18 protein-coding genes and 1 riboswitch are annotated in these 25,366 nt (G+C 69.6%); of the genes, 15 read left to right on the top strand and 3 right to left on the bottom strand.

Translation table 11 applies throughout. The features are described from left to right. Positions 1 to 24 precede the first annotated feature (24 nt). A complete protein-coding gene (locus HMPREF3165_RS04950; RefSeq protein ID WP_020991635.1) occupies positions 25 to 291 on the bottom strand; it encodes an RNA-binding S4 domain-containing protein in 267 nt (88 codons plus the stop codon). A gap of 186 nt (positions 292 to 477) precedes the next feature. Between HMPREF3165_RS04950 and HMPREF3165_RS04945 the strand changes: the two genes are divergently transcribed. From HMPREF3165_RS04945 to HMPREF3165_RS04895, 11 genes are all read left to right on the top strand, one after another. Continuing rightward, positions 478 to 2,958, top strand: coding sequence for a right-handed parallel beta-helix repeat-containing protein (locus HMPREF3165_RS04945; protein WP_070511256.1), 2,481 nt, complete (start codon positions 478 to 480; stop codon positions 2,956 to 2,958). Between the two features lie 74 nt (positions 2,959 to 3,032). Beyond that, entirely contained in the window at positions 3,033 to 3,401 is a 369-nt protein-coding gene (locus HMPREF3165_RS04940; RefSeq protein WP_141745010.1) for a hypothetical protein, read from the top strand. Between the two features lie 64 nt (positions 3,402 to 3,465). Continuing rightward, positions 3,466 to 3,550: riboswitch (SAM riboswitch) on the top strand. Between the two features lie 4 nt (positions 3,551 to 3,554). Then, positions 3,555 to 4,763, top strand: coding sequence for a methylenetetrahydrofolate reductase (locus HMPREF3165_RS04935; RefSeq protein ID WP_070511252.1), 1,209 nt, complete (start codon positions 3,555 to 3,557; stop codon positions 4,761 to 4,763). Then, positions 4,760 to 7,147, top strand: coding sequence for a 5-methyltetrahydropteroyltriglutamate--homocysteine S-methyltransferase (gene metE / locus HMPREF3165_RS04930; protein WP_003786244.1), 2,388 nt, complete (start codon positions 4,760 to 4,762; stop codon positions 7,145 to 7,147). The genes HMPREF3165_RS04935 and metE overlap by 4 nt, the downstream gene beginning before the upstream one ends. Positions 7,148 to 7,240: 93 nt before the next feature. Further along, complete coding sequence (hisD, locus tag HMPREF3165_RS04925) at positions 7,241 to 8,581, top strand: histidinol dehydrogenase (protein ID WP_070511250.1); 1,341 nt, start codon at positions 7,241 to 7,243, stop codon at positions 8,579 to 8,581. Positions 8,582 to 8,961: 380 nt separating this feature from the next. Then, positions 8,962 to 9,210 carry a hypothetical protein gene (locus tag HMPREF3165_RS04920; RefSeq protein WP_232211289.1) on the top strand — a complete coding sequence of 83 codons (249 nt, stop codon included), beginning with the start codon at positions 8,962 to 8,964 and terminating at the stop codon, positions 9,208 to 9,210. After that, positions 9,210 to 10,790: a glycosyltransferase family 2 protein gene (locus tag HMPREF3165_RS04915; protein ID WP_070511248.1), complete on the top strand. Its 1,581-nt coding sequence runs from the start codon at positions 9,210 to 9,212 to the stop codon at positions 10,788 to 10,790. The genes HMPREF3165_RS04920 and HMPREF3165_RS04915 overlap by 1 nt, the downstream gene beginning before the upstream one ends. After that, positions 10,787 to 11,500: a hypothetical protein gene (locus HMPREF3165_RS04910; protein ID WP_003786240.1), complete on the top strand. Its 714-nt coding sequence runs from the start codon at positions 10,787 to 10,789 to the stop codon at positions 11,498 to 11,500. The genes HMPREF3165_RS04915 and HMPREF3165_RS04910 overlap by 4 nt, the downstream gene beginning before the upstream one ends. Before the next feature lie 84 nt (positions 11,501 to 11,584). Beyond that, positions 11,585 to 12,787: a non-hydrolyzing UDP-N-acetylglucosamine 2-epimerase gene (gene wecB / locus HMPREF3165_RS04905; protein WP_070511270.1), complete on the top strand. Its 1,203-nt coding sequence runs from the start codon at positions 11,585 to 11,587 to the stop codon at positions 12,785 to 12,787. Beyond that, positions 12,784 to 14,739, top strand: a complete 1,956-nt coding sequence (locus HMPREF3165_RS04900) for a DUF2334 domain-containing protein (protein ID WP_070511247.1) — start codon at positions 12,784 to 12,786, stop codon at positions 14,737 to 14,739. The genes wecB and HMPREF3165_RS04900 overlap by 4 nt, the downstream gene beginning before the upstream one ends. Before the next feature lie 94 nt (positions 14,740 to 14,833). Continuing rightward, a complete protein-coding gene (locus HMPREF3165_RS04895; protein ID WP_070511245.1) occupies positions 14,834 to 16,327 on the top strand; it encodes a Tat pathway signal sequence in 1,494 nt (497 codons plus the stop codon). A 49-nt stretch (positions 16,328 to 16,376) separates the two neighbouring features. Here the strand turns inward: HMPREF3165_RS04895 and HMPREF3165_RS04890 are convergent, their stop codons facing one another. After that, on the bottom strand, positions 16,377 to 18,719 hold the full coding sequence (locus tag HMPREF3165_RS04890; protein WP_070511243.1) for a RecQ family ATP-dependent DNA helicase: 2,343 nt from the start codon (positions 18,717 to 18,719) through the stop codon (positions 16,377 to 16,379). 55 nt (positions 18,720 to 18,774) lie between these two features. Here HMPREF3165_RS04890 and HMPREF3165_RS04885 point away from each other — a divergent pair, with 55 nt between their 5' ends. The 4 genes from HMPREF3165_RS04885 to HMPREF3165_RS04870 all read left to right on the top strand — a co-directional run bounded on the left by HMPREF3165_RS04885 (position 18,775) and on the right by HMPREF3165_RS04870 (position 23,575). After that, positions 18,775 to 20,709, top strand: a complete 1,935-nt coding sequence (locus HMPREF3165_RS04885; RefSeq protein WP_070511241.1) for a cation:proton antiporter — start codon at positions 18,775 to 18,777, stop codon at positions 20,707 to 20,709. A 101-nt stretch (positions 20,710 to 20,810) separates the two neighbouring features. Continuing rightward, the gene (locus HMPREF3165_RS04880) at positions 20,811 to 21,953 is read left to right on the top strand and encodes a histidinol-phosphate transaminase (RefSeq protein ID WP_070511239.1); all 1,143 of its coding nucleotides are present in this window, start codon (positions 20,811 to 20,813) and stop codon (positions 21,951 to 21,953) included. A 111-nt stretch (positions 21,954 to 22,064) separates the two neighbouring features. Beyond that, entirely contained in the window at positions 22,065 to 22,664 is a 600-nt protein-coding gene (hisB, locus tag HMPREF3165_RS04875) for an imidazoleglycerol-phosphate dehydratase HisB (RefSeq protein WP_070511238.1), read from the top strand. Further along, the gene (locus tag HMPREF3165_RS04870; RefSeq protein ID WP_176747000.1) at positions 22,664 to 23,575 is read left to right on the top strand and encodes a hypothetical protein; all 912 of its coding nucleotides are present in this window, start codon (positions 22,664 to 22,666) and stop codon (positions 23,573 to 23,575) included. The genes hisB and HMPREF3165_RS04870 overlap by 1 nt, the downstream gene beginning before the upstream one ends. A 46-nt stretch (positions 23,576 to 23,621) precedes the next feature. On the opposite strand, the gene HMPREF3165_RS04865 is transcribed toward HMPREF3165_RS04870, so the two are convergent. After that, positions 23,622 to 25,205, bottom strand: a complete 1,584-nt coding sequence (locus tag HMPREF3165_RS04865) for a serine/threonine-protein kinase (protein ID WP_070511268.1) — start codon at positions 25,203 to 25,205, stop codon at positions 23,622 to 23,624. Between the last annotated feature and the right edge of the window lie 161 nt (positions 25,206 to 25,366).

Here is a 25,366-nt window from a genome sequence, read left to right as displayed (position 1 = left end):
TGCTCCTGGTGCTGGGGTCCGGGCTCATTGCCCGGGCCCCAGCTGCTCGACGGCGGCGCCCACCTGACCTGCGGGGTGATCGACGACAACGACGTCTCCACCGGCCAGGTGGTGCCCGCGACGCGTCTCCACGACGCCGTTGACAGTGACGTCTCCGGACTGGATGGCGATGCGCGCCTGTGCGCCGTCCTCCACCAGGCCCGCCAGCTTGAGGAACTGGCCGAGCCGGATGCTTCCGGACACTGAGATGAGTGGGTACCGGGATGGGCGCTGAGATGTTGCGTGCGTCATAGGTGGATCCTCGCAGACGCGGCACGAGACGCGCACGTCGGAGCAGGTAGCGCCCCGGCAGAGCGGCCGGCGACGAGGCGAGTGAGAGAAGCGTCTCTCAGAAGTATGCGGATATAACGGATGCCAAACATAATTTATCACGGTAGGGTAACGGCGTTCTGATAACACTACGGAGACGGAGACACCATGAAGCGTCGAATCGTCGCCCAGATGGCGATACTCGCTCTATCGCTGTCGGCGCCTGTTCTGGCCGTGACTCATGCACCACAAGCCGCCGCCGCCGACGGCAACATCATTCATGTCTCGGCCGAGGGAGGCTCGGACGCGGGAGACGGAACCGCTGCCAAGCCCCTTCAGACCATTGGAGCCGCCCTGAAGAAGGCCGGCGGCGGAGACACCATCGAGCTGGCCAACGGCACCTACCGTGAGGGCGAGCTCGCCGTCGACAAGGGCGTGACCATCAAGGCGGCCGAGGGTGCCAAGCCGGTCCTCACCGGTGCCGAGGTCCCCAAGAGCTGGAGTGCCGGCGGTGACGGGAAATGGTCCACGGGCAAGGACATGGTCCGCTTCTGCACGGTCTGCACCATCAATGCCGACCCCGCCAAGGAGGGGATCGCCGCCCACCCCGAGCAGGTGTTCGTGGACGGCAAGCCCCTGACCCAGGTGCTCAGCCGCGCCGAGGTCACCGAGTCCACCTTCTACGTGGACGACCCCGACCCGGTCACCCTGAAGAACCCGAAGAACAACCAGGCCGGCTACAACGTCAAGCCGCACCGGGGCAGCTCCTACGTCATCGGTGTCGACCCCAACCAGCACCAGGTCGAGGTGGTCCAGCACTCCCGCGCCCTGTCCTTCAACACCGACAACATCACCCTGTCGGGGCTGACGGTGGAGAAGTACTCCGCGGTGCAGCGCTGGGACTACGAGGACCCCGAGATCGGCACCATCTCCGGTGGCGGAATGGTCGTGGCCGCTCACGGTGCTCCTCGCATTGAGAACTCCACCTTCCGCTACTCCTCGACGGCCGGTGCGCTGCAGGTCATCGACTCGACCAACGCGGTCGTGTCGAACAACCTGTTCGAGAACAACGGCTCCAACGCCTTCGGCATCAACGACTCCAGCGGTGCCAAGGTGGAGAACAACATGTGGAGGAACAACAACACCTCCGGCTTCATCACGAAGGACTGCGGCGCCTACTGCACCCTGGCCGACACCAAGATCACCCACTCCAAGAACATCCGCTTCGCCAACAACACCGTGGACTACTCGGCCACCGGCACGGACATCTCCGACCCCTCGGCCTATGACCAGAACCGGGCCGCGGGAGTCTGGTTCGACGAGGGCGTGATCGACTCCGAGATCGTTGGCAACTACTTCGTCAACGTCCCGGTGGCGATCTTCAACGAGGTCTCCTCCAACAACCTCATCGCCTCCAACATCGTGGCCGGGGCCGGCATCGGTATCCACGTCTCCGGGTCCAACGACACCCGCGTGTGGAACAACACCGTCTCCCACGCGCTCACCAGCCTGTGGATCCAGGAGGACACCCGTTCCGACGGCTGCAACGCCCGCAACGCCCAGGGTGTGTGCACCCAGGTGCAGAAGTGGAGCGCCGAGCACGGACTGAGCTGGGACACCACCAACACCAAGGTGATGAACAATATCTTCTCCTCCGAGCAGACCACCCCCATGCCCGGGGACCCGTGGCGCTACTCGGCCATGGTCCAGGTCCTGGGTGGGGCCAACCAGGACGGCTCCGGCGCGGTGTACGCCAATGAGATGGTCTCCAGCATCGACTACGACGTCTACTACCGCCACGAGAACCCCCAGACCCTGTCGACCACGGTCCTGTGGAACTGGGGCGCCGACCGCATGAACCAGTCGGTCAACGCCGAGAAGCTCTCGGACTTCACGGCCAGCTCGAGCGTCAAGGCCGAGGGCAAGGAGTCCAACGGTCTGGACCTGCACGGCTCCCCGGAGAACAACCCGTTCTTCGTCAAGGAGTCCGCCAACCCGATGGACAAGACCTCGGACTTCCACCTCAAGGAGGGAAGCCCCGCCTCCGGTAACGGTCACGCCCTGCCCGAGGACATTGCCAAGACCCTCGGCGTCAACGCCAACGTCCCCGTGGACCGCGGTGCGCTGGTCAACGTCGCCTGGGGTGGCGGCGCCGTTCCCGGTGCCGGGGACGCCCCCGCTGACAACGCCAATAACGGTGGCAAGGCTGCCGACAATGGTGACAAGGCCGCCAACAACAACGGCGGCAACGGCGGCAACGCCAATAACGGTGACAAGGCCGCCAACAACGGCGACAAGGCCGCCAACAACGGCGACAAGGCCAACAACGGTGGTAAGGCCGACAACGGTGGTAAGGCCGACAACAACGGCTCGACCGTCACCGACGGGGCCGCCGGTACCGACGGCAAGGACGCACAGGGCGCCAACCCCTCCAACTCCAAGGCGGGGGCCGGTCAGAAGAACTCCGGAATCGCCAAGCCCGGCGGCAACGCTCAGGGCGGTCAGGGCCAGGCCGCTGCGGCTGCAGCGGCTACCGGTGATAGCCGTCTTCCGCTCACCGGTGCCAGCATGACCGGCATCGTCCTCGCGGTGGCCGCCATCGCCCTGGGCGGCGGATTCATCCTGGTGCGCCGTCGCATGGCCGGCTGATCGCTGCTGGCCTCGGGGTGAGGCGCAGCGAGAACGAGCTTGTGAAGAGCCCGGACAACCCGGATCATCACACCGTGCCTGAATCGCTCGTCATCACCGTCGGTGACTACTTCCCCGTGGGGGACAGGATGCGCCGACTCACCCCGAGGCTGGCTGAGGCCACCAACGCAGCACGCTCCGTCCTGATTGAGGTCGCACAGCACCGTGAGGTCATCACCTACGGTGAGCTCAGCGACTCGATCGGACGGAGCGTGCTGCCGCGTCATATGGGGCCGTTGCTCTCCATGATCGCCCATGACTGCGCTGCTCGAGGCGAACCGAGCCTGGCCTCCCTGGTGGTCTCGGCGGCCACCGGAGAGGTCGGCACCGGGGACTCGAGCTGGGCCCCGCCGCAACGGCTCGCCTGCTGGGCACGATGGGGTAAGAAGTGGGCCAACGGCTGAGCGGATCGGTTCTCGCTATGTGGGACGGCGGCGGGGCTGGGAAACAGTCGTGGTTTGATACGCTCGACCATCCAGAGCGGCCGAGAGACCTGGTTCCATGACGCCGCAGCAACCCGGTACGCGGGTGCTTCAGCCAGGATCGATGGAGACGACGTGCACGACAACGAGCTCACCGGGCCCACCGCCGCGGCCGGCAGTCGCAGCGAGGCCTTGAGCAGCGCCGAGACCGGAACCGCTCGGCGACTGCCCACCGTCAGCCTGGAGCTGTTCCCCCCTCGACCGGGTAAGGCAGCCTCGGCCACCTGGGGCCGCATTGACCGGCTCCTGGCCACCGGGCCCGACTTCGTCTCGGTGACCTACCGGCCGACCTTCGTCACTGACCCTGCCGGCGGGGTCACTGGCGGCGGGCGCCAGGGGAGCGCGCATGAGCCCGAGACGGGCCGGTGCGAGGCCCCCCGCGTGCGCGCGGTCCAGGAGCAGACCAACCCCTCCGAGTGCGTGCTCGCCCACGTGCTGGACTCCAGCACCATCCCCCTCATGGCTCACCTGACCTGTATCGGCTATCGCAAGCAGGAGGCCGTCGACATCGTCACTCGCTTCCTGCGCATGGGAGTACGGCGCTTCCTCGCCCTGCGCGGTGACCCGCCAGCCGGTACCCGGGCCGAGGATGTCGCCGGGGAACTGCGCCACGCCGACGACCTCGTCCGGGTCATTAGGGAGGTCGAGGCCGACTTCTTCGGTGACGGCAGGCGCCACGTCACGATCGCCGTGGCCGCCTACCCGGCCACCAACGACCACATCGAGGCCATTGAGGTCCTGGCCGCCAAGCAGGCCGCCGGGGCCGACATGGCGATCACCCAGGTGTTCTACGACGCGGCCGACTATGTGGCGCTGACCAACGCGGCCTCCTACGCGGGGGTGAGCATCCCGATCCTTCCCGGCGTGATCCCACTGACCGACCTGCGTCGGCTCACCCGTCTTGAGGCGCTCACCGGGGTGCGCGTGCCCGCCGGCCTGCGATCCTCGCTGGGATCGGCCAGCGGCGCCACCCTCGTGGAACGCGGCATCGGCGCGACGCTCGACCTGGCCACCGCGCTGCTGCGCGCCGGCGCCCCCGGTCTGCACCTGTACACCTTCAACCGCACCCGACCGGCCCTCGACGTCATCAGCCACCTGCGTCTGGGCGGCATCCTGGCCGGAGCCGCGCCCGATCGGGAGGTGCGCGACGCCGTCGATCGCGGATACCTCCAGGCCACACCCGGCCGAGGCCCTTCTTTCCTGCGCCGTGGCTCTGCCCGCGCAACAGTGTCTTCCCACCACCCCGTTCAGCCCCTCACCACCATCACCAAGGAGAACGCATGAGCGCCACCCCTGAGTCGGTCGCCCCCGCCTCGCCGGCTGAGATCGCCGTGACCGAGTCACAGGTCCCCTCCGCCCCCCTTCCGGGGGCCACCATCCTGGGATACCCCCGCATCGGAAGGGACCGTGAGCTCAAACGCGCCGTGGAGTCCTTCTGGAAGGGGAACCTGAGCGTCGAGGAGCTCAAGCACGCCGCTGCTGAGCTGCGCGGGGCGACCCGCTCGCGCCTGACGGACCTGGGGCTGACTCAGCCCGCCTCGGTGCCGGCGGACTTCACCCTGTACGACCAGGTTCTTCAGGTGACGGCCACCCTGGGCGCTGCGCCCGCCCGTTTCCGCGACCTGCTGAACGCCGACGGCGCCCTGGATGTCGAGGGCTACTTCACCCTGGCCCGTGGTGAGGGCGCCCGTCCCGCCATGGAGATGACCAAGTGGCTGGACTCCAACTACCACTACCTGGTCCCCGAGATCGACGCGTCCACCCCCATCGACTACGTCGACACCGCCATCGCCGACCAGGTCCGCGAGGCCAAGGCCGCCGGGACCGAGGTCCGCCCCGTCGTCGTGGGCCCGGTGAGCTACCTGCTCATGGCCAAGCCCTCCGACGAGGCAGCCGAGGACTTCCACCCCCTGGACCGCCTCAGCGACGTCCTGCACGCCTACGGTCACCTCCTCATGGACCTGCACGAGGCCGGCGCCACCTGGGTCCAGCTCGACGAGCCCGCCCTGGTCTCCGACTCCTGGAACGTGGAGCGCCAGCGCGTCCTCGACGCCGTGCGTGACGCCTACACCTGGCTGGGCGCCATCGTGGAGCGCCCCCAGATCCTGGTGGCCGGAACCTACGGCTCCCTGGGCGACGCCCTGCCCGTGCTCGCTCAGACCCCGATCGAGGCCGTGGGCCTGGACCTCGTGGCCGGCGCCCTGCCCGAGGCCGGCGACCTGGCCGCCCTGGAGGGCAAGACCGTCGTCGCCGGCGTCGTCTCGGGCCGCAACATCTGGCGCACCGACCTGAACCGGGCCATGGACGTGCTCGAGCAGCTGCGCGAGCGCCTTCCCGAGGGCACTCCCATCACCGTGGCGACCTCCACCTCCTTGCAGCACGTGCCCCACGACGTCGAGCGCGAGACCGCCATCGACCCGGAGATCCGCTCCTGGCTGGCCTTCGCCGACCAGAAGGTCGGGGAGGTCATCACCCTGGCCAAGGGCCTGGAGCAGGGGCGTGACGCCATCGCCGCTGAGCTGTCTCAGGACGCCGACCTGCGCAAGCAGCGCGCCGCCCACCCCGGCGTGCACCGCGACGAGGTCCGCGCCGCCGTCGGCGCCGTCACGGACGCCGACCGCACCCGCGCCCCCTACGGTGAGCGCAAGGCGGCCCAGGACGAGCGCCTCGGCCTGCCGGAGCTTCCCACCACCACCATCGGCTCCTTCCCGCAGACCGCCGAGATCCGTAAGGCCCGCGCCGCCTGGCGCAAGGGCGAGATCGACGACGCCGCCTACGACGCCGCCATGCGTGCCGAGATCGCCAGCGTCGTCGCCCTTCAGGAGCGCCTCGGCCTGGACGTCCTGGTCCACGGCGAGGCCGAGCGCAACGACATGGTCCAGTACTTCGCCGAGCTGCTCGACGGCTTCGTGACCACCGAGCACGGCTGGGTCCAGTCCTACGGCTCGCGCTGCACCCGTCCCTCCATCCTGTGGGGTGACGTCGCCCGCCCCGAGCCCATGACGGTGACCTGGTCGGCCTACGCCCAGTCCCTGACCGACAAGCCCCTCAAGGGCATGCTCACCGGCCCGGTGACGATCATGGCCTGGTCCTTCGTACGCGACGACATCCCGCGCGCCCAGGTCGCCGACCAGCTGGGCCTGGCCCTGCGCGCGGAGGTGGCGGACCTCGAGGCCGCCGGCATCGGCGTCATCCAGGTCGACGAGCCCGCCATCCGCGAGACCCTGCCGCTGCGGCGCGCCGACCGTCCCGCCTACCTGGAGTGGTCCGTCGGCTCCTTCCGCCTGGCCACCGGAGGGGCGGCTCCTGCCACCCAGATCCACACCCACCTGTGCTACTCGGAGTTCGACGTCGTCATCGATGCGGTCGACCACCTGGACGCCGACGTGACCTCCATCGAGGCCTCCCGCTCGCGCATGGACATCCTGCCCGCGGTGGCCGAGCACGGCTTCGAGCGTCAGCTCGGCCCGGGCGTGTGGGACATCCACTCCCCGCGTGTGCCCAGCCAGGCCGAGTGCACCGAGCTGCTCCAGCGGGCCGTCGACGCCCTGGGCGCCGAGAAGGTCTGGGTCAACCCCGACTGCGGTCTCAAGACCCGCGGCTACACCGAGACCGAGGCGAGCCTGACCAGCCTGGTCGGTGCCGCGCGCGCCGTGCGCGAGGCCTGATGAGGCTCTGACTCAACTGCAGGCGCCTGAGGCGGCCCGGGAGACAACGTGCTCTCCCGGGCCGCCTTGTGCACGGCCGGTAGGCTTACGGTCATGCTCACCCGCACCGATCTGCGCAGTACCCGACTCTCCGCACGCCAGCTGGCACAGGCCCTGCCCCGGGCCGCCCTTGACGTCACCGCCGCCCAGGCCGCCGTGGCTCCACTGATCGAGGACGTCCGCCGTCGCGGAGCGGCCGCACTGCGCGACGCCGCGGAGCGATTCGACGGCGTGCGACCCGTTCACCTGCGTGTGCCCGCTGCTGCCATCACCCAGGCGCTCGACGACCTGGACCCCGCGGTGCGCGAGGCCCTTGAGCTGTCCATCGCCCACAACCGAGCCGGGCACGCCGCCCAGGTGCCCGCTGAGCGCAGCACGGAGGTGGTCCCCGGAGGCACCATCACCCAGCGCTGGATCCCCGTGGAGCGGGTGGGACTCTACGTTCCCGGAGGACTGGCGGTCTACCCCTCCAGCGTGGTGATGAACGCGGTGGCCGCCCAGGTCGCCGGCGTCGAACAGATCGCTTTGGCCAGCCCGCCTCAGGCCGAGTTCGAGGGTCTGCCTCACCCCACGATCCTGGCGGCGTGCGCGCTGCTGGGGATCACCGAGGTCTACGCCGTCGGCGGCGCCCAGGCCATCGCGATGCTCGCCTACGGCGCCGACGCCCAGGACGACACCGACCGTGCGGACGCTGGGGGAGAGGTCCTGTGTCGGGGCGTGGACGTCATCACCGGTCCCGGCAACGTCTACGTGGCGGCCGCCAAGCGAGCCGTCATGGGGACGGTTGGCATCGATGCCGAGGCAGGACCCACCGAGATCGCCGTCCTGGCCGACGCCGGGGCCGACCCCGAGTACGTGGCCGCCGACCTGCTCTCCCAGGCGGAGCACGATCCCAATGCCGGCAGCGTCCTCATCACCGACTCCCCGCAGCTGGCGGACGCCGTCGATGCGGCTCTTGAGCGCAGACTGAGCGCGACCCGGCACCGGGAGCGGGCATCGACCGCATTGAGGGGTCCGCAGTCGGGAACCGTCCTGGTGCGTGACCTCACCCAGGCCATCGAGGTCGCCAACGCCTACGCGGCCGAGCACCTGGAGATCCACACCGCCGACGCCCCTGGGGTCGCGCGTCGGATCCGCAATGCCGGAGCCATCTTCGTCGGGCCGTACAGCCCGGTGCCCCTGGGGGACTACCTGGCCGGCTCCAACCACGTCCTGCCCACCGGGGGCACCGCCCGGTTCGCGGCCGGGCTGAGCGTGATGGCCTTCCTCAAACCGGTCCAGCTCATCGAGTACAGCGCGAGCGCCCTGGAGTCCATGACGCCGGCGCTGGAGGTCCTGGCGAGCTGCGAGGACCTGCCCGCCCACGGGGAGGCGGCCCGTGCCCGAAGGCAGTGAAAAAGCCTGCTGAGCAGGCCGATTGAGATCATCCTGTGACCTTCTAGTGACCGTGCTCTGCCGCGTCAGGGGACGGCGCTGGAGCGAGGTGCGGATTCGTTGGCGATTCAACTGGCGGAATCCTGCCGTTTCCCGCTCTTATGAGCCACCTCCAAGAGGGCGCTTATTGCATGGTCGAATAACACAGTGTTGCAAAGCGTTACTCTATTGTTATATTTGGTGGTGACGCACGGTGCGCCGTGCCCGACGGGCTGAGTTCCCACATCCCGTCATCCCCGGGCGCGCCGCACCGAGGCGTTGGTTGCCGACCTGGCCTGCTCGCGCATGCGGTGATGACGGTCGGCGCCGGCCCTACCCCTTGGATCCAGATGGATGGCCTCATGCACTACTCCCCATTCGCCGCCGGAACCGGACTGTTCGTCGTGTGGTATGTCGCCCCGGCAGGTTCCCTTCCCGCTCTCGTCGCTCGTTTCCTCATTGACTGCGCCGGTCTGGTGTTCGTCGCCATTCTGGCCTTCTTCCTGCTGACCAACCTCTATGGCGCGGCCCGCGCCCTGATCCCGCACTCCAGGCGCTCCGCCGGGCGTCACGCGCAGCAGCGCAGCGGCCTGATGAGTCTGCGGGCGTGATGGTGACGCAGACCTCGTTCCTGCCCATGAGCTTCGATTCCTCGAGCCCCCTGGGAGTCCTCGACCGCATCGGTTGGTGGGGAGCCCTGGGGATGATCGCAGTCGCCCTGGCCTACACCTTCTTCATGCTCATCGCCTCGCGCGGGGCCCCACGGCACGGCGGTCTCTCGCATCCGGATGCGCCGCTGCTCGTCGTCATCCTCATGCCCTGCCTCAACGAAGCGGCGGTCATCGGCGCCAGTGTCCGGCGGCTCACCTCCATCCCGGACCCCGGCCTGCGCATCATGGTCATCGACGACGGCTCCGACGACGACACCGCCCAGGTGGCCGCCCAGGCCGGCGACGAGCGCGTCGAGGTGGTTCGCCGTCGTCCTCCCCATGCCCGCCTGGGAAAGGGGGAGGCCCTCAACGACGCGCTGTCGATCGTGCGCTCCCGGTGCACCACGGTGTCCTCCTCGCGAGTCGTCGTAGGAGTCATGGACGCCGATGGCAGGCTCGACCCCCACGCCATCGGGGAGGTGCGCAAGGCCTTCGCCCCGCAGGAGGTCGGTGCTGTCCAGATGGGGGTGCGCATCAACAACCGCTTCGGCTCCCTGCTCGCCCGCATGCAGGACATGGAGTTCGTCATCTTCACCGAGGTATTCCAGCGAGGCCGGCGCCGGGTCCGCAGCGTCGGCATGGGCGGCAATGCCCAGTTCGTCCGCCTCAGTGCACTCGACGCCTTGGGGCCCCGGCCCTGGACCCGGTCGCTGACCGAGGACTTCGACCTGGGCATCCGGCTCAACGCCACCAGCTGGACCAACGAGTTCTGGCCCGCGGCCTCCGTTCACCAGCAGGGCGTGACCAACATGCGCCGCCTCCTGCGTCAGCGCACCCGCTGGTTCCAGGGAAACCTCCAGGCGCTGCACCTGCTGCGCTCCGTGGCCCGCGAGCAGCGCGGCCTGGGGCGGGCCGACACGCTCTGGCAGATCCTCACGCCCTACCTGCTCCTGACCGGCTCCCTGCTGACCCTGTCCTTCCTCATCACCATGGTGACCGCCGGGGTGGCCGCGGTCCTGAGGTGGGAGCAGTCATGGGCGTGGCTCGTGGGGGCCTATGTCATCGCCTTCGGGCCGGCGCTCATCTATGCCTGGATCTACTGGCGCGTCGAGCGCAGTGAGGGCCTGAGCCTGCTCAAGTCCGTGGGCTACGCGCACCTGTTCGTCCTTTACGGCCTCCTTCCCAGCCTCTACGGCTGGCGAGCAGTCGCCCGGGAGCTGACCGGACGCACCGGGTGGGCCAAGACCGCGCGGGAGGCGGAACCGGGGCAAGGAGCGCAGGGCGCGCCGAGCGCACCTAGCGCACCGGTGGCCGGCTCCAACGGATCGGCAGCCATGGGCTCACCGGTACCGAGCAAGCAGCGCCCGCCCAGCGGGCCGGAGAGGGTGCAGCACCTCGCGGCCCCCCAGGCCGCGGGGCCGGGCAGAACCGTTCCAGCCACCCCGACCGTGCCGACCCGCCCCGTGCTGAACCCCACCGCCGTGATCGTGCGCCGACCCCGTCCGACATCCAGCAGCCTGACCAATGAGGAGATGAGATGACAGCTGCCAACGCACCTCAGCACGCAGGAGCCGTCGACGGATCTCGTCGCGGCAGGATCCTGCGTCGCGCCCTCCTGACGGTCTGCGTCCTGGCACTGGTTCTAGGAGTCACCGTGTACTGCCACGCCCGAGAGACCGACGCACCGGACTGCTCCCAGTGGGAGATCATCTTCGACGGTTACGGCGAGGCCTCGTGCTCCGACGGTCTGCTGCGCCTCAAGCCGACGTCGGCCGACTCCCATGACACGACTCACGCCGGTCTGGCCACCTCCACCTCGGTCGAGATCGAGTCGGGAGGCGTTCAGACCATCCACACCACGATGACCACTGTCAGGCAGCTGCGTGAGGACGGCGATCCCAACGCCTGGGAGGTCGCCTGGCTCCTGTGGAACTACACCGACAACAACCACTTCTACGCCCTGGCCCTCAAGCCCAACGGCTGGGAGGTCTCCAAGCAGGACACCGCATACCCGGGATACCAGCGATTCCTGTCATCGGGCAACACGCCCGTCTACCCACCCGGGAAGAGCCACGACGTCACCGTCACCATTGATACGACCAAGCCCTCAGAGGCGACCTTCACCATCACCGTGGACGGGCAGGAGCTCGGAACCGTCACCGACAAGCAGTCCCCCTACCGCTCCGGCAAGGTGGCGGCCTACTGCGAGGACTCCGACGTCACCTTCACCCCGATCATCGAGGACAAGTAAGGCATGCCCGCCTCTACGGCGCCGGACTCGACCACCACTGAGGACCAGCTCGTCCCACTCCCGACACACGACCAGGAGAACCCCATGACCACCGACTCCACGCAAACGGGCGGCCCCCTGAGGGTCATGCTCGTCTACGGCACCCGCCCGGAGGCGATCAAGCTCGCCCCTCTGGTGGCCGCCATGCGCGACGACGAGCGTTTCAATCCGATCGTCGTCGTCACCGGGCAGCACCGCGAGATGCTCGACCAGGTGCACGAGTTCTTCGGAATCGTGCCCGACGACGACCTCGACATCCACTCGCCGGGGCAGACCCTCACCCAGATCACCAACCGCTGCCTGCAAGGGGTGGGGCAGGCCATCGAGGCCCACCGGCCCGACGCCGTCGTCGTCCAGGGGGACACCACCTCCGCCTTCGCCGCCGCGCTGGCGGCCTTTTACCACGAGGTCCCAGTCCTCCACGTCGAGGCAGGCCTGCGCACCGGGGACATCTCCTCACCCTTCCCCGAGGAGGCCAACCGGCGGCTCATCAGCCAGGTGACCGCCCTGCACCTGTGTCCCACCACCACCAGCCGGGACAACCTGCTGCGCGAGAACACCGACCCGCAGACCGTCAGCGTCACGGGCAACACGGTCATCGACGCGCTCCTGGTCGCCGTCGACCGCCGGGTCCCGCCACCGGACGAGGAGCTGGCTGCAGCACTGAAGGACGCCTCCCGGCGAGTCGTGCTCGTCACCGCCCACCGCCGTGAGTCCTGGGGCGAGCCGATGCGGGCCATTGGCCGCGCCGTCGCGCGCCTGGCCGACAAGCACCCCGAGGTGCTCTTCGTGCTGCCGGTCCACCGCAACCCCAAGGTTCGCGAGGACCTCCTGCCCCAGATCGAGGGCCACACCAATGTCATCTGGTGCGACCCGCTGGAGTACGGCGCCTTCTGTGCACTCATCGACCGCTGCGACGTCGTGCTCACCGACTCCGGCGGCGTCCAGGAGGAGGCGCCCGCGCTGTCCAAGCCCGTCCTGGTCATGCGGGACAACACCGAGCGTCCCGAGGCGGTCGCCTTCGGGGTCGCCGAGCTGGTCGGGACCGACGAGGAGCGCATCGTCGAGAGGGTCTCCACCCTGCTGACCGACGAGGCGGCCTACACCGCTATGGCCCAGGCCGCCAACCCCTACGGCGACGGACACGCGTGCAAGCGCATCCTGGCCGCCACCGCAGCCCTGTTCGGCCGCGGTGTCCCCCTTCCCGAGTTTGAACCCGTTCCCACCTCATCGAAGGAGCGTTCATGATCCCCCCGACCCTTATGACCGCACGACGCCGCCGCTGCGCACTGGCCGCCATCGCGGTGTGCCTGGGCAGCTCCATCGCCGCAGTCGGCCCCGCCCAGGCCGCACCCGCCCCCGGCGCGCAGGTGCCGGCCGCGATCCAGGCCGCCGCGGCCAAACCCGCCGACGGGGCCCAGGCCAATGACGCCGACCCGGCCAAGAACCCGCTTCCGGCTCCGCCCGAGCCGGCCGCCGCGGCCAAGAAGGAGCTCCCCCTCAAGGGCGACAAGCAGGCCGACGTGGATCTCAACAAGCCCGCGCCCGCCGCAGGACAGGTCAAGATCCGCGACCTGAAGCAGAACGCGCCCGAGGTTCCTGTCGGAGCGGTGAGCTTCTCCAACCAGGAGGCGGGGCCGGCATCGACCCTGGTCCTGTTCGACACCACCGGTGACTACGCCAAGCTGGGGGAGTACTACGCCCTGAGCATGGGTACCCTGGCCAGCCACTCCGGGACCGTGACGACCCTCCCGGTCAAGGACTACGTCGCCGGCCTGGCCGGTCGCTTCACCAACGTGGTCTACATCGGCTCCACCTACGACGAGCCCCTGCCGCGGGCCTTCATCGACGACGCCCTGACCGGCAACGTCCCCGTCATGTGGTCCGGCTTCAACATCTGGCAGCTGGCCAAGACCGACGCCGACCGCGCCGCCTTCACCCAGCGCTACGGCTGGGACGCCGCCACCTCCTACATCGACTCCACCGACCGGGTCACCAAGATCAGCTACAACGGCGCCTCCCTGAAGCGCAATGAGCTCAACTCCGGCGGGATCATCGCTCCGCACATCGTCCGGGACAAGGACGTCAAGGTCCTGGGGCGCGCCGAGTGCTCCAAGCCCGATGGCGCGGCCACCGCCTGCGCCTCCGTCGCCCAGTCCGGCACCACCTCCTTCCCCTGGGCGGTCAGCTCCTCGGGAATGACCTTCATCGGCGAGATCCCCCTGACCTACCTGGGCGAGCAGGACCGCTACATCGCAGCCGCCGACATCCTCCTGGACTTCCTCCAGCCCGGTGCCCAGCAGTTCCGTCAGGCCGCTGTGCGCCTGGAGGACGTGACCCCGGACAGCGACCCCGAGGAGCTGCAGGCGATCGTCGACTACCTCCACAGCCAGAACGTGCCCTTCCAGATGGCGGTGGTGCCCAAGTACATCGACCCCAAGGGCACCGAGAACAACGGGACGCCCAAGGAGCTCACCCTGGAGGACGCCCCGGAGCTGGTGGAGGTCCTGCAGGACGCGGTGAACAAGGGCGGAACGATCGTTCAGCACGGCACCACCCACCAGTTCGGGACCCTGGACAACCCTTACAACGCCGTCTCCGCTGACGACTTCGAGTTCATCCGCTCGTGGTGCTCGGCCACCAACGACACCAAGGCCCCACCCATCGACTGCCAGGACAAGTCCTTCGTGCAGATCGGAGGCACTCTGCCGGGTACCTCCCAGGAATGGGCTTCCGAGCGCGTGGACCAGGGGCGCCAGATCTTCGGCGAGGTCGGTCTGCCGACTCCGGAGATCTTCGAGACCCCGCACTACTCGGCCACCCGTGAGGCCTACTACGGCATCGGCGAGCACTACCCGGTGCGCTACGAGCGCGAGCTCCTCTACGCCGGCACCCTGACCAACACCCAGGCCGGTCCCCACGACTACTACGGGCAGTTCTTCCCCTACGCGGTCAACGACCCCTACGGGACCCACGTCCTGCCTGAGAACCTGGGCAACTTCGAGCCCAACGAGATCAACCAGCACCCGCCGCGCCTGGCTCAGGAGATCATCGACGCGGCCAAGCTCAACCTGGTCAACACTCACGCCACCGCCAGCTTCTTCTTCCACCCCTACTACCCGCTGGCCGAGCTGAAGAAGATCGTCACCGGTATCAAGGCCGAGGGATACACCTTCGTGCCAGCCTCGGAGCTGAAATGACCGCGGCGCAGGCTATGAGACTCAGCAGCCTCCGAGCCACGGACATGGGACCGTACGGTCGAAATCTCTTTCAGAAGACTGGGATACTGATTCCATGACAATCGAGACCAACCGCAGAAGGGTGCTGGCGCTCCTGGGCACCGGGATTCTGGGAGCGTCAGTGTCCTCCTGCGGGCACGCGAACGTGACTCCGACGGCCATGGGGGACGGGGCGACCACCCATGTGAGCCTTCACGTCAGTGATGCGCAGGGCAGTGCCCTCAACCTCGAGGCGCTGCGACGCATTCAGTCCAACGGCAAGGGCGAGGTCGGCTATGACGACGCGCTGCTGGATGCCAAGACCCTGGAGGTCATCGCCGTCGGCCCCCTCTACCAGGATGAGGGTGGTGCCATTGGCATCGATGTGCCTGCCGGGCGTGAGTGCACGCTGACCCTGTCGTGGCCGACCAGCCACGGGTACTCGGCACTCATGGCGGATCTACCGGCCTCCGGGGAGCACGATCTCCTGGAGTTGGCGGCCCGAACCCTCCACGGTCGGCAGGCCGAGCGCCTCGCGCAGGCCACTGCGAAGGGCTTCAAGGGCGCTGACGAGGCGGAAAAGCTGCGGGCCTCCGCCCAGCAGTCCCTGGATGCCTGTGCCAAGGCCCAGTCCTGGACGGAGCGGGGCCGCCTGGCGAACTCCGCCCTGGAGTCGGCTGCCGGGGCCCAGCTCTCCCTGGACCGGGCGCTGTCCGCTCAGGCGCCGCAGGACGCCGTGATCGGGGTGACCTTCACCCGGGTGCCCACCTCCGCCGAGATCGCCGCAGCACTGGCCCCCAGCGGACCGGGGGGCGGCAAGCGGAAGGTCTCAGCCCGCCTCGTCATCGGCGACCCCAATGACGCCGAGGAAATGACCGGTTGGCGCAACACGGTGGAGGCCCTGCACGCGCAGGGCGGCCAGGCCCTGGTCCAGATCTGCGACTCCCACGACCTGGCCGCCCTGACCGACTCCGCCTGGGACACGCGGGTCGACACTCTTATCAAGGCGCTTCCCAACGTCGACGCCTGGGAGATCGGCAACGAGATCGGTGGGGACTGGCTGGGCACCGGGCCGGTGGCCAAGGCCCAGCGAGCGGCCAAGGCCGTGCGCGAGCGCACCAGCGCCACGACGGTGCTCACCCTGTACTACCAGCTCGGGCAGGCGGACCCGACCTACTCCCTGTTCAGCTATGCAGCCAGGGAGCTCCCCGCATCGATCAGGGAGCTGATCGACGTCGTGGGACTGTCCGTCTACCCCCAGCTCCATCCGCTCGGAACAGCCGCCGACCGGGTTCTCAGCGCCCTGGAGGCCGCCTTCTCCTCCTCCCGGATCGCCGTGACCGAGCTCGGGTACGGGGGAGCGGACCTCAACGCCGGTCCCTGGTGGTTCGGCTCGGTCTCCGACCCCGTGGCGGCCCGCACCGCCGTCGCCGAGCACGTCACTGGCGCGGCACTGGGGCGCTCCGACGCCTGGGGAGCCCCTTTCTGGTGGTACTACCTCGAGGATCAGGTCGGAACTCCCGGAGGCCAGGTGGCTCCCGCACTTGCCGCCGTCTCCACGGGTTTCTAGGACGCCGGTGCCGGTGGGCGCTGCCTGCTCAGGCAGTGCCCACCGGCACCTACCTCTGCGCCAGCACGAAGGGGTGGACCGCCGCCGCCCCCGCCTCGCGCAGGAGGAAGGCAGCCGTCGTGAGCGTCCAGCCGGAGTCGCTCCAGTCGTCCACGAGGACCACGGTGCGCTCGCGCAGCTCGTCAAGGGCCTGGGCCGACCAGCCCTGGAGCGTCAGGCTGCGGGCCACCTGCGCCAGGCGAAACGCAGAGCCCACATCGTGCTGCGGTGGTTCCTGACCGGACAGGCCCACGACGCCCAAGGCCCGTGCGCCCAGCCGTGCGGCCACGGCGTGCCCCAGCCGGCGGACCATGCGGGGGCGGGTGCGGGAGTCCACGACGACGACGGCCGGCTCTCCGCCCGGCGGCCCGTCGGAGCCGGTGGCCTCCTGCTCGTCGCGGATGATCTCAGCGAGCCGGTCCACCGCCTGAAGCACCTGTGGCCTGAGCGCCACCGGGACCTCGCCGTCGGAGGCGTAGGCCACCAGCTCGCGCAGTACCACTGAGGTCCCCAACCCATCCAGCCTGCCCACCGCCAGCCCGGTCGCCGCCTGATGGTCGGCCCCGATACGACCCTTGAAACGGCCCAGGCCCAGCCGGTCCATCCCGATGGGCCACTGGCGGCGTGCCCGCAGCTCGACCCCCACCCTCCCGAGCGCCTCTCGAGCGGCACCGACCTGCTCCTGGTCAGGGGCGTCAGGCAGGTCCAGGCCCCCGCACAGGTCACAGGCTCCGCAGCGCCATCCCTGCTCAAGCAAGGGATCATCGAGCACCGACCTCAGAAAGGCCATCCGGCACGACACGGTTGTCCGCCCAGGGCCAGTATCGGTCCCGAGGCGCTCATAGGCGACCATCGCCTCCTGCTCGGCCCGGCGCGCGGCCTCGACTCGCGCATAACGCTGCGCGTCATAGCGCCAGGGCCGGCCGGTGGACTCCCAGCCGCCACGAACCCGGCGCACGGCGCCGTCGACATCGAGAACCTTGAGCATGGACTCCAGCCGGCTGCGCCGCAACGAGGTCGCCGTCTCCAGCACCGCCGTCGAGATCGCCCCGCCGCCCGCGGCCCTGCGCTCCTCCAGAGCATCGAGGACCACGCGAACCTGCTCCTCGGGCGGGAAACCCTGCGAGCCGAACCACTCCCAGATGGCCCGGTCCTCCTGGCCGGGCAGCAGGACTACCTCGGCCCGCTCCACTCCGCGGCCGGCGCGCCCCACCTGCTGGTAGTAGCTCACCGGCGAGGAAGGAGCCCCCAGGTGCACCACGAAGGCCAGGTCCGGCTTGTCGAAGCCCATGCCCAGAGCGGAGGTGGCCACCAGCGCCCTGACCCGGTTGGCCTTGAGATCCTCCTCCAGGCGCTCGCGCTCGGCGGCGTCGGTCTGCCCCGTGTAGGCGGCCACCTCCGCGCCCGCCGCACGCAGGTGCTCGGCGACCTCCTGCGCCGCCGAGACCGTCAGGCAGTAGATGATGCCGCTGCCGTGAGCGTAGCGGACATAGGCGGTCAGCCAGGCCAGGCGTGAGGCGGCATCCGGCAGCATCCTGACCCCCAGGTGGAGGGAGCCGCGCTCCAGGGTCCCTCGCAGCACCAGGACCTGCTCGCCGTCCGCCCCGGCTGCGTCCAGAGACGCCCCCAGCTGCTCAGCGATGTCGGCACTGACCCGGCGGTTCGCGGTCGCTGTCGTGGCCAGGACCGGGGTGCGCGGCGGCAGACCGGCCAGCAGGGTGGCGATGCGCCGGTAGTCAGGGCGGAAGTCGTGGCCCCAGTCCGAGATGCAGTGGGCCTCGTCGATGACCACCAGTACGGCGCTCGCAGCCAGGTGGGGGAGGACCTCATCACGGAAGACCGGGTTGTTGAGGCGCTCCGGGGAGACCAGCAGGACATCGACCTCACCACCGGCCACCTGGGCCTGAATCTCATCCCACTGCGTGACATTGGCCGAGTTCATGGTCACGGCCCGGATTCCGGCGCGCTCGGCGGCGGCCACTTGGTCGCGCATGAGGGCCAGCAGCGGCGAGATGATGACGCTCGCCCCGGTGCCGGTGCGCGCACCGGGGGATGGCGGTGGGGTGCCCGGGCTCCACCCTCCCCAGCCCTCTCGCAGCAGCACCGTCGCCACGAAGTACACCGCTGACTTCCCCCACCCGGTGCGCTGGACCACCAGGGCTCGGCGACGTGCGATGACCAGCGCCTCGATCGCCCGCCACTGGTCCTCACGCAGGCGCGCGTCGCTGCGCCCCACGAGCTCGCGCAGGACGGCCTCGGCCCGCTCACGCACGGGCGAGTCGCGCAGATCATCGCACTCGGAGCACTCGGAGCACTCAGCGTCTTCAGAGTCCTGGAAGTCTGTGATCGTCACAGAACCACGGTAGCGTGGACGATCAAGACGACACCGTCTTGGATACCCTTGGCCCATGGACCTCCTCATCATCGCCGTGCTGGGCACTTTGGCCATCGCTGCGGCCTCTCAGCTCAGCGACCGCATCGGTGTCGCCCCGGCGCTGATCCTCCTGGCGGGCGGCACTGCCGTGGGCTTCCTGCCCTTCATCCCGGCGATCGAGCTGGACCCCCAGGTGGTCCTGGAGGGGATCCTCCCCCCGCTGCTGTTCTCCACCGCGGTGAGTATCTCCACCATCAACTTCCGCCGCGAGCTCGCCCCGGTGGCGGTGCTGGCCATCCTGCTGGTGCCCCTGTCCGCCGCGGTGATCGGCGCGGTCCTCACCCTCCTGGTTCCGGGGCTCTCCCTGGCCTGGGCCATCGCCATGGGGGCGATCCTCAGCCCCACCGACGCCGTGGCCATCTCCATCGCCCGCCGGCTGGGAGTCTCCCAGCGCATCATCACCGTCCTGGAGGGGGAGGGGCTGCTCAACGACGCCACCGCCCTGGTGGTCCTGTCCTCCGCCGTCTCCGCGGCCACCTCCGGCGGAGTGAGTGTCGGAGGCGTCCTGGGCGGCTTCGCCCTGGCGGTCCTCGTCGCCCTGGGGGTGGGGTGGCTCGTCGGCGAGGCGAGCCTGCGGGTGCGCTCCCACATCACCGACCCCACCGTGGACACGGTGGTGTCCTTCACCGTCCCCTTCCTCGCGGCGATCCCGGCCGAGCACATGCACGGCTCGGGTCTCGTGGCAGCCGTCGTCGCCGGGCTCATCACCGGCCACCGCGGTCCCCGGATGCTGCCGCCGGCCCACCGGGTGGCCTCACGCACCAACTGGCACACCGTCGAGCTCACCTTGGAAGGACTCATCTTCCTGGTCATGGGGCTGGAATTCTTCGGCGTCGTGGAGAAGGTCGGTGCCTCAGCTCTCGGTATTGTCCGGGCCATCGCGGTCGCTGTCGTCGCCGGCGCGCTGACCGTCGTCATCCGGGCGCTGGTCGTGGCCCCCATGCTCAAGCTCCTCAGCCACCGGACCGCGCGCTGGGCGATCCACTGGCAGGAGAACGAGGAGGCCATCCACCAGTTCCAGAACCGCTGCTCGGCCATCGTGCGCGGAGAGTCCGAGATGCCCCCGGTCCCCTGGGACCGGCGCCCCTTCGCACAGGTCCAGCGCAAGCTCCGCCAGGCGACCAACCACGAGAGCATCGCTCGGCGCGCACGCAGGCTCTCCAGTCGAGTCAGACGCCGGGGCGCCGACCTGGACTACTTCGCAGCCGAGCCCCTGGGCAGACGCGAAGGCGCCGTCATCGTATGGGCAGGCATGCGCGGCGCCATCACCCTGGCAGCCGCCCAGACCCTGCCGGTCACAGCGCCGCATTACTCCTTCCTCCTCCTGGTGGCCATGCTCGTGGCCGCCGGCTCACTGACGATCCAAGGACTCACGCTGCCCGCCCTGGTCCGCGTCGCCAGACCCGCCATGGCCGGGCCCGCCGACGAGGAGGAGAAGGCCGCGGTCATCTCGCTGCTGGTCAACGCCGCCCGCGACGTCGCCTCCGTCGACACTCACGGTGCCTCCCAACAGGCCGCCCCCACAGTGCTCACCGGCGCCGCAGACCCCGACGCCTCGGACACACATACGACCATGAGCGCTCCCGGCCTGGACAAGGTCTCACAAACCGCCCCCGACCCAGAGAACAACGAGAGCCTCAACCCCACCACTGAGCAGCACGGTCTCGTACGCAGGCAGGGCAAAGACGTCGTCGTCTCGCCGGCAGCCGTTGCCAAAGCCTGGGCCGACCCCACCTGGCGCCACGACGAGCTCGCCCCCATGCGAGAACGCGCCCTGGACATGATCCGAGCCCAGCGCGAGGCCCTTCTCGACGCCGGCGACGAGGGCCTCTACTCGGCCGACTCCCTAGAGCACGCCCTGAACCGCCTCGACTACCAGGAGATCATGCTCACCAGCGATCCGCACTGACAACGCCGCCAGCAGGACACTGCGACCGCCACCCTCGGCGCCGCAGTACCACCGGATGGGCGGCCCAACCGCTGGAGCGGACCGAGCCGTAGACTCCAGGCGTGAACGCGAACCTGCCCCTGAGACCGGACCTGGAGGGCGAGGCCCCCTACGGGGCCCCCGAGATCGACGTCCCCGTGAGACTGAACGTCAACGAGAATCCCTACCCTCCCTCGGCCGCGGTCATCGAGTCGATCGCCACCGCCGTGGCTCAGGCCGCCCAGGGACTCAACCGCTACCCGGAGCGGGACTTCCCCCGGCTGCGGGCCGCGCTCGCGGACTATCTCGCGGTCGAGTCCGGCGCGCACCTGACGCCTGAGCAGATCTGGGCGGCCAACGGCTCCAACGAAGTCATGCTCCACGTGCTCCAGGCCTTCGGTGGCCCCGGGCGCACCTGCCTGAGCTTCACCCCCACGTACTCGATGTACCCCGAGTACGCCCGCGACACACTGACCGACTACGCCACCCGACCGCGCCGCAAGGACTTCACCCTCGACGTGGATGGCGCAGCGAACGCGATCAAGGAGCTGCGGCCGGCCGTCGTCATCCTGGCCAGCCCCAACAACCCGACCGGAACCGCCCTGCCGCTGGAGGACATCAAGCGGATCCTTGAGGCCGCCCGCGGCCACGGCCCCATGCTCGGAGCCGAGATCGGCTCGCCCGCCCGGGCCAGCGACTGCGTCGTCGTCATCGATGAGGCCTACGCCGAGTTCCGCCGCCCGGGCGTACCTAGCGCCCTGGAGCTGGTGGGGCCGGACAACCCGCACCTGGCCGTCACCCGCACCATGTCCAAGGCCTTCGGAGCGGCCGGCCTGCGCCTGGGCTACCTGGCCGCCGACCGCGCCTTGGTAGACGCCCTGCGCGTGGTGCGCCTGCCCTACCACCTCTCCGCCGTCACCCAGGCCGCCGCCCTGGCCGCCCTGTCCCACCGCGATGAGCTCATGGCTCAGGTGGCCTCCCTGCGCGATGAGCGCGATGCCTTCGTGGACTGGCTGCGCACCCAGGGCCTGAGCGCGCACGAATCGGACGCCAACTTCGTCCTGTTCGGACCCTTCCCCGACCGGGAGGCCGTCTGGCAGACCCTGCTCGACGCCGGGGTCCTCATCCGTGTCGTCGGCCCCGAGGGCTTCCTGCGCGCCAGCATCGGAACGCCGGAGGAGATGGCACGCCTGCGCGCCGCCCTGACCTCAGCCATCGGCAGGTGAGAGGGATGCCGGCAGCGATCGGCGCCTGGGACCGGTAGGGTTGCTATCGATTGAGATACCTATCAACCACTGTGCAGGAAAAGCACGACACCCGATGCTGAGGAAGCACCTATGAGCCGTACCGCGCGCATTGAGCGAGCCACGAGCGAGTCGAGCGTCGTCGTCGAGATCAACCTCGATGGCACGGGCCAGACCGACATCTCCACCACCGTTCCCTTCTACGACCACATGCTCACCGCGCTGGGGCGCCACTCACTCATCGATCTGACGGTGCGCGCCACCGGTGACACCGAGATCGACGTGCACCACACCGTGGAGGACACCGCCATCTGCATCGGTGAGGCCCTGCGCGTCACCCTGGGGGACAAGCGCGGCATCCGCCGTTTCGGCGAGGCCAGCGTTCCCCTGGATGAGGCTCTGGCTCATGCCGTCGTCGACATCTCCGGACGCCCCTACCTGGTGCACGAGGGGGAGTCGGAGGCCTTCGTCCACCACCTCATCGGGGGGCACTTCACCGGTTCCATGGTGCGCCACGTGCTGGAGGCCATCGCCTACCATGCCGGCATCTGCCTGCACGTGCGGGTGCTGTCCGGGCGCGACCCCCACCACATCGCCGAGGCCGAGTTCAAGGCCCTGGCCCGCGCCCTGCGCGCAGCCGTGGAGGACGACCCCCGTGTCGAGACCATCCCATCGACGAAGGGAAGCCTGTGATGGACCAGACCCCCCGACCCGACGAGAGCCGCGACGACCACCAGGACCACCAGCGCGACCTGGACGCCGAGTTCGCCGCCCTCATGAGCGACGTGGACATCCCCGACGACCTCTCAGCCGAGGACCTGGGGGCTGTGCAGGAGGCCGGCAGCGAACCGGGCCGGCAGACCCCGGTGGAGGACGGCTCCGTATCGGCCGGCTCCGCGGGGGAGAGCGGACCGGCAGACATCAGGCCCGACGACGTCCCCCACAACACCTACCGTCCCCTGAACGGGGGAGACGAGACAACGGAGGACTCCGACCGCTCCCGGCTCACCGATGCCCAGGAGGCGCAGATCGCCGCCGCGGCCGAATCCCTGAGCTCCTACGTGCCCGATCAGTCCGAGGACCAGGCTCCCCGGGCGGTCAAGGTCGCCGTCGTCATGACTCCGCTGAACCAGGCCGACGGCCTGGCCGGAATGTGCTCCCTGCTGGACCTTGACTGCACCGTGGTGCCCTCCTCCAGCGGGGCCTTCGCGGTCAAGCAGTTCGTCTCCGCCCACTCGGACTGGGACGTGGCCGAGCTGCTCGGCGGCTCCGACTCCGAGCCGGCCGAGGCCGCGGAGCTGGCCGCCCAGCTCTCCCGCCTGTCCCGGGCCGGCGCCGTCCTCATGACCGCTGACCTGGCCACCGACGTCGGTATCGAGTCCGGCCTGTCCGGGACGATCACCGCCCGCCACTTCACCAACGGCCAGCCCGGCGAGGAGGCCTCGGCGGGGCTCCTGCTGGCCTCCATGGACCAGGTCGTCGAGGACGTCCTCCTGGGAGTCATCGACGCCGACGACGTCCCCGGAGCGGTGAAGTCCTCCGAGATCCAGGCGCCCCGGGCGATGCGCTGGTTCGGACGCGGCCTGCGCCGTCCCCCGCAGTGACCACACCGGCACGCGCCGCCCGCCGCCGACCAGGGGCGGGCGGCTCCTAGCCGGCGTAGGAGCTCGTCCGCTGTCCGTCCTTGTCGGAGGCGATGCAGGAGAAGCCCCGCTTCCCGGCGTTCCAACCGGCCTCCCCCGGTCCCAGGACCGATGTGCTCGGATCGGCGGCCCCGTACTGCTGGGCGGCCTGCGCGGTACAGGTGGCCTGCACGTTGGGATCGGCCGCCAGGTCGTCATCACTGGAACCCGAGGTGCTTTCCGCCAGGGTCCCCACCTGGTAGACCTCCCAGGAGTGGGGCTCGTTGCAGCTGACCTTTCTGGCCGTGGTCTGGCCCGAGATCGAGGTGGTGCCCGCCAGGCAGGTACCCACCGGGTGCGGTGGGGTCGAGGCGTTGTCCTGACCCGACGACGAGGGCTGGGACACGGCTCCTGACGGGCCAGTGGCACTGGCCGCAGGAGCCAGACGGGCACCCGCCACCCACCCTGCGCCCAGACCGACGACCAGGCCGGCAACCGCGCCGACCGCTGCGGAGCGCAGCGTGATCCGCCGACGTTCTCGGCCGGAGAGTCGCAGTGACTGACTCCGCTGTGCTGACACGGGCGCGTTCAGCAGCGCCTTGTCGGAGTGCTCCAGCCCGCCTGAGACGATGGAGGGCGCCGAGGCGGCGGACCCCGAGGAGCCGGTCGGGCGGACCGGGAAGACGGAGTCCGATGCCGCCCACTGCGATGCACTGCTGGGAGCGTAGGAGCTGGGTGAGCCCGCCTCCTCGCTGCGCGGAGGCGGTGCCAGCCCGGCCTCAACCAGCCGCAACGAGGTCACCGGCCCGCGGACGGCCAGGTTTCCCGTCCCCAGAGCCTCACGGATCTGCCCCAGGGCCTCCGTGAGCTCCGTACCGTTGCGGAAGCGGTGCGTGGGATCCGGATCCATCGCCTTGCTCAGGATCGGCAGCAGGAGCTCGGGGACGTTCGGGTCGGTGAGGTTGAGGGGGTCGTCGAGGGAACGGACGATCTCCGGCAGGCTGCGCTGCACGCCGTCGGGACCACGCCTGGGGCCTCGGCCCGTCAGCAGGGCGAAGAGCACCGCACCCATGGACCATACGTCCCCCTCGGGGCCGGGGCTGGCCAGCATGAAGGCCTCCGGCGCGGCGAAGTCGGGGGTGAGGCACTCCAGGGTCACGGTGGGGTCCTGACCCTCGCGCTGGACAGCGGCGATACCGAAGTCCGACAGCCGGGGAGAGCCGTAGGAGTCCAGAAGGATGTTGGCGGGCTTGACGTCCCGGTGCATGACGCCGGCCGCATGGGCGGCCCCCAGGGCCGAGGCAGCGGCCTCCACGAGGGCCACGGCGTCGGAGGCGGGGGTCGGCCCGCGCGAGACGAGGTCATAGAGGCTGCCGCCCGCGCACAGCTCCATGACCAGGTAGGGGCGCAGATCGGGCAGCTTGCCGGTGTCGACCAGCGAGACCACGTGAGGATGCCCCGAGATTCTCGAGGCCGCCTGCACCTCACGCATGAACCGCCGCTCATTGCGAGGATCATCCAAGGGGCGGGAGTCCACCTTGACGGCGACCGGACGCTCCAGGGAGTCCTGAACCCCGGCATAGACCGTGGCGAAGCCACCGCGCCCCAGCACTGAGGTGATCCGCACTCCGGGAATGGAGAACGGCGCAGCGCTGCGCGATCCGCTGGAGCCGCCCGAACCTGTCCCGGCCGCTGCGGGGGAGTGGGGCGAGGCCGCCTGCGAATGCGGTGGGGACGGGGGTGCCGGCCAAGGCGGCGCAGAGGCCTGGCCGG

It is taken from the genome of Actinomyces sp. HMSC08A09 (assembly GCF_001807465.1).
GTDB classification, from domain to species: domain Bacteria; phylum Actinomycetota; class Actinomycetes; order Actinomycetales; family Actinomycetaceae; genus Actinomyces; species Actinomyces oris.
Note: the sequence above shows the minus strand (reverse complement) of the source record. Positions and strands in the feature narration are given on the sequence as shown.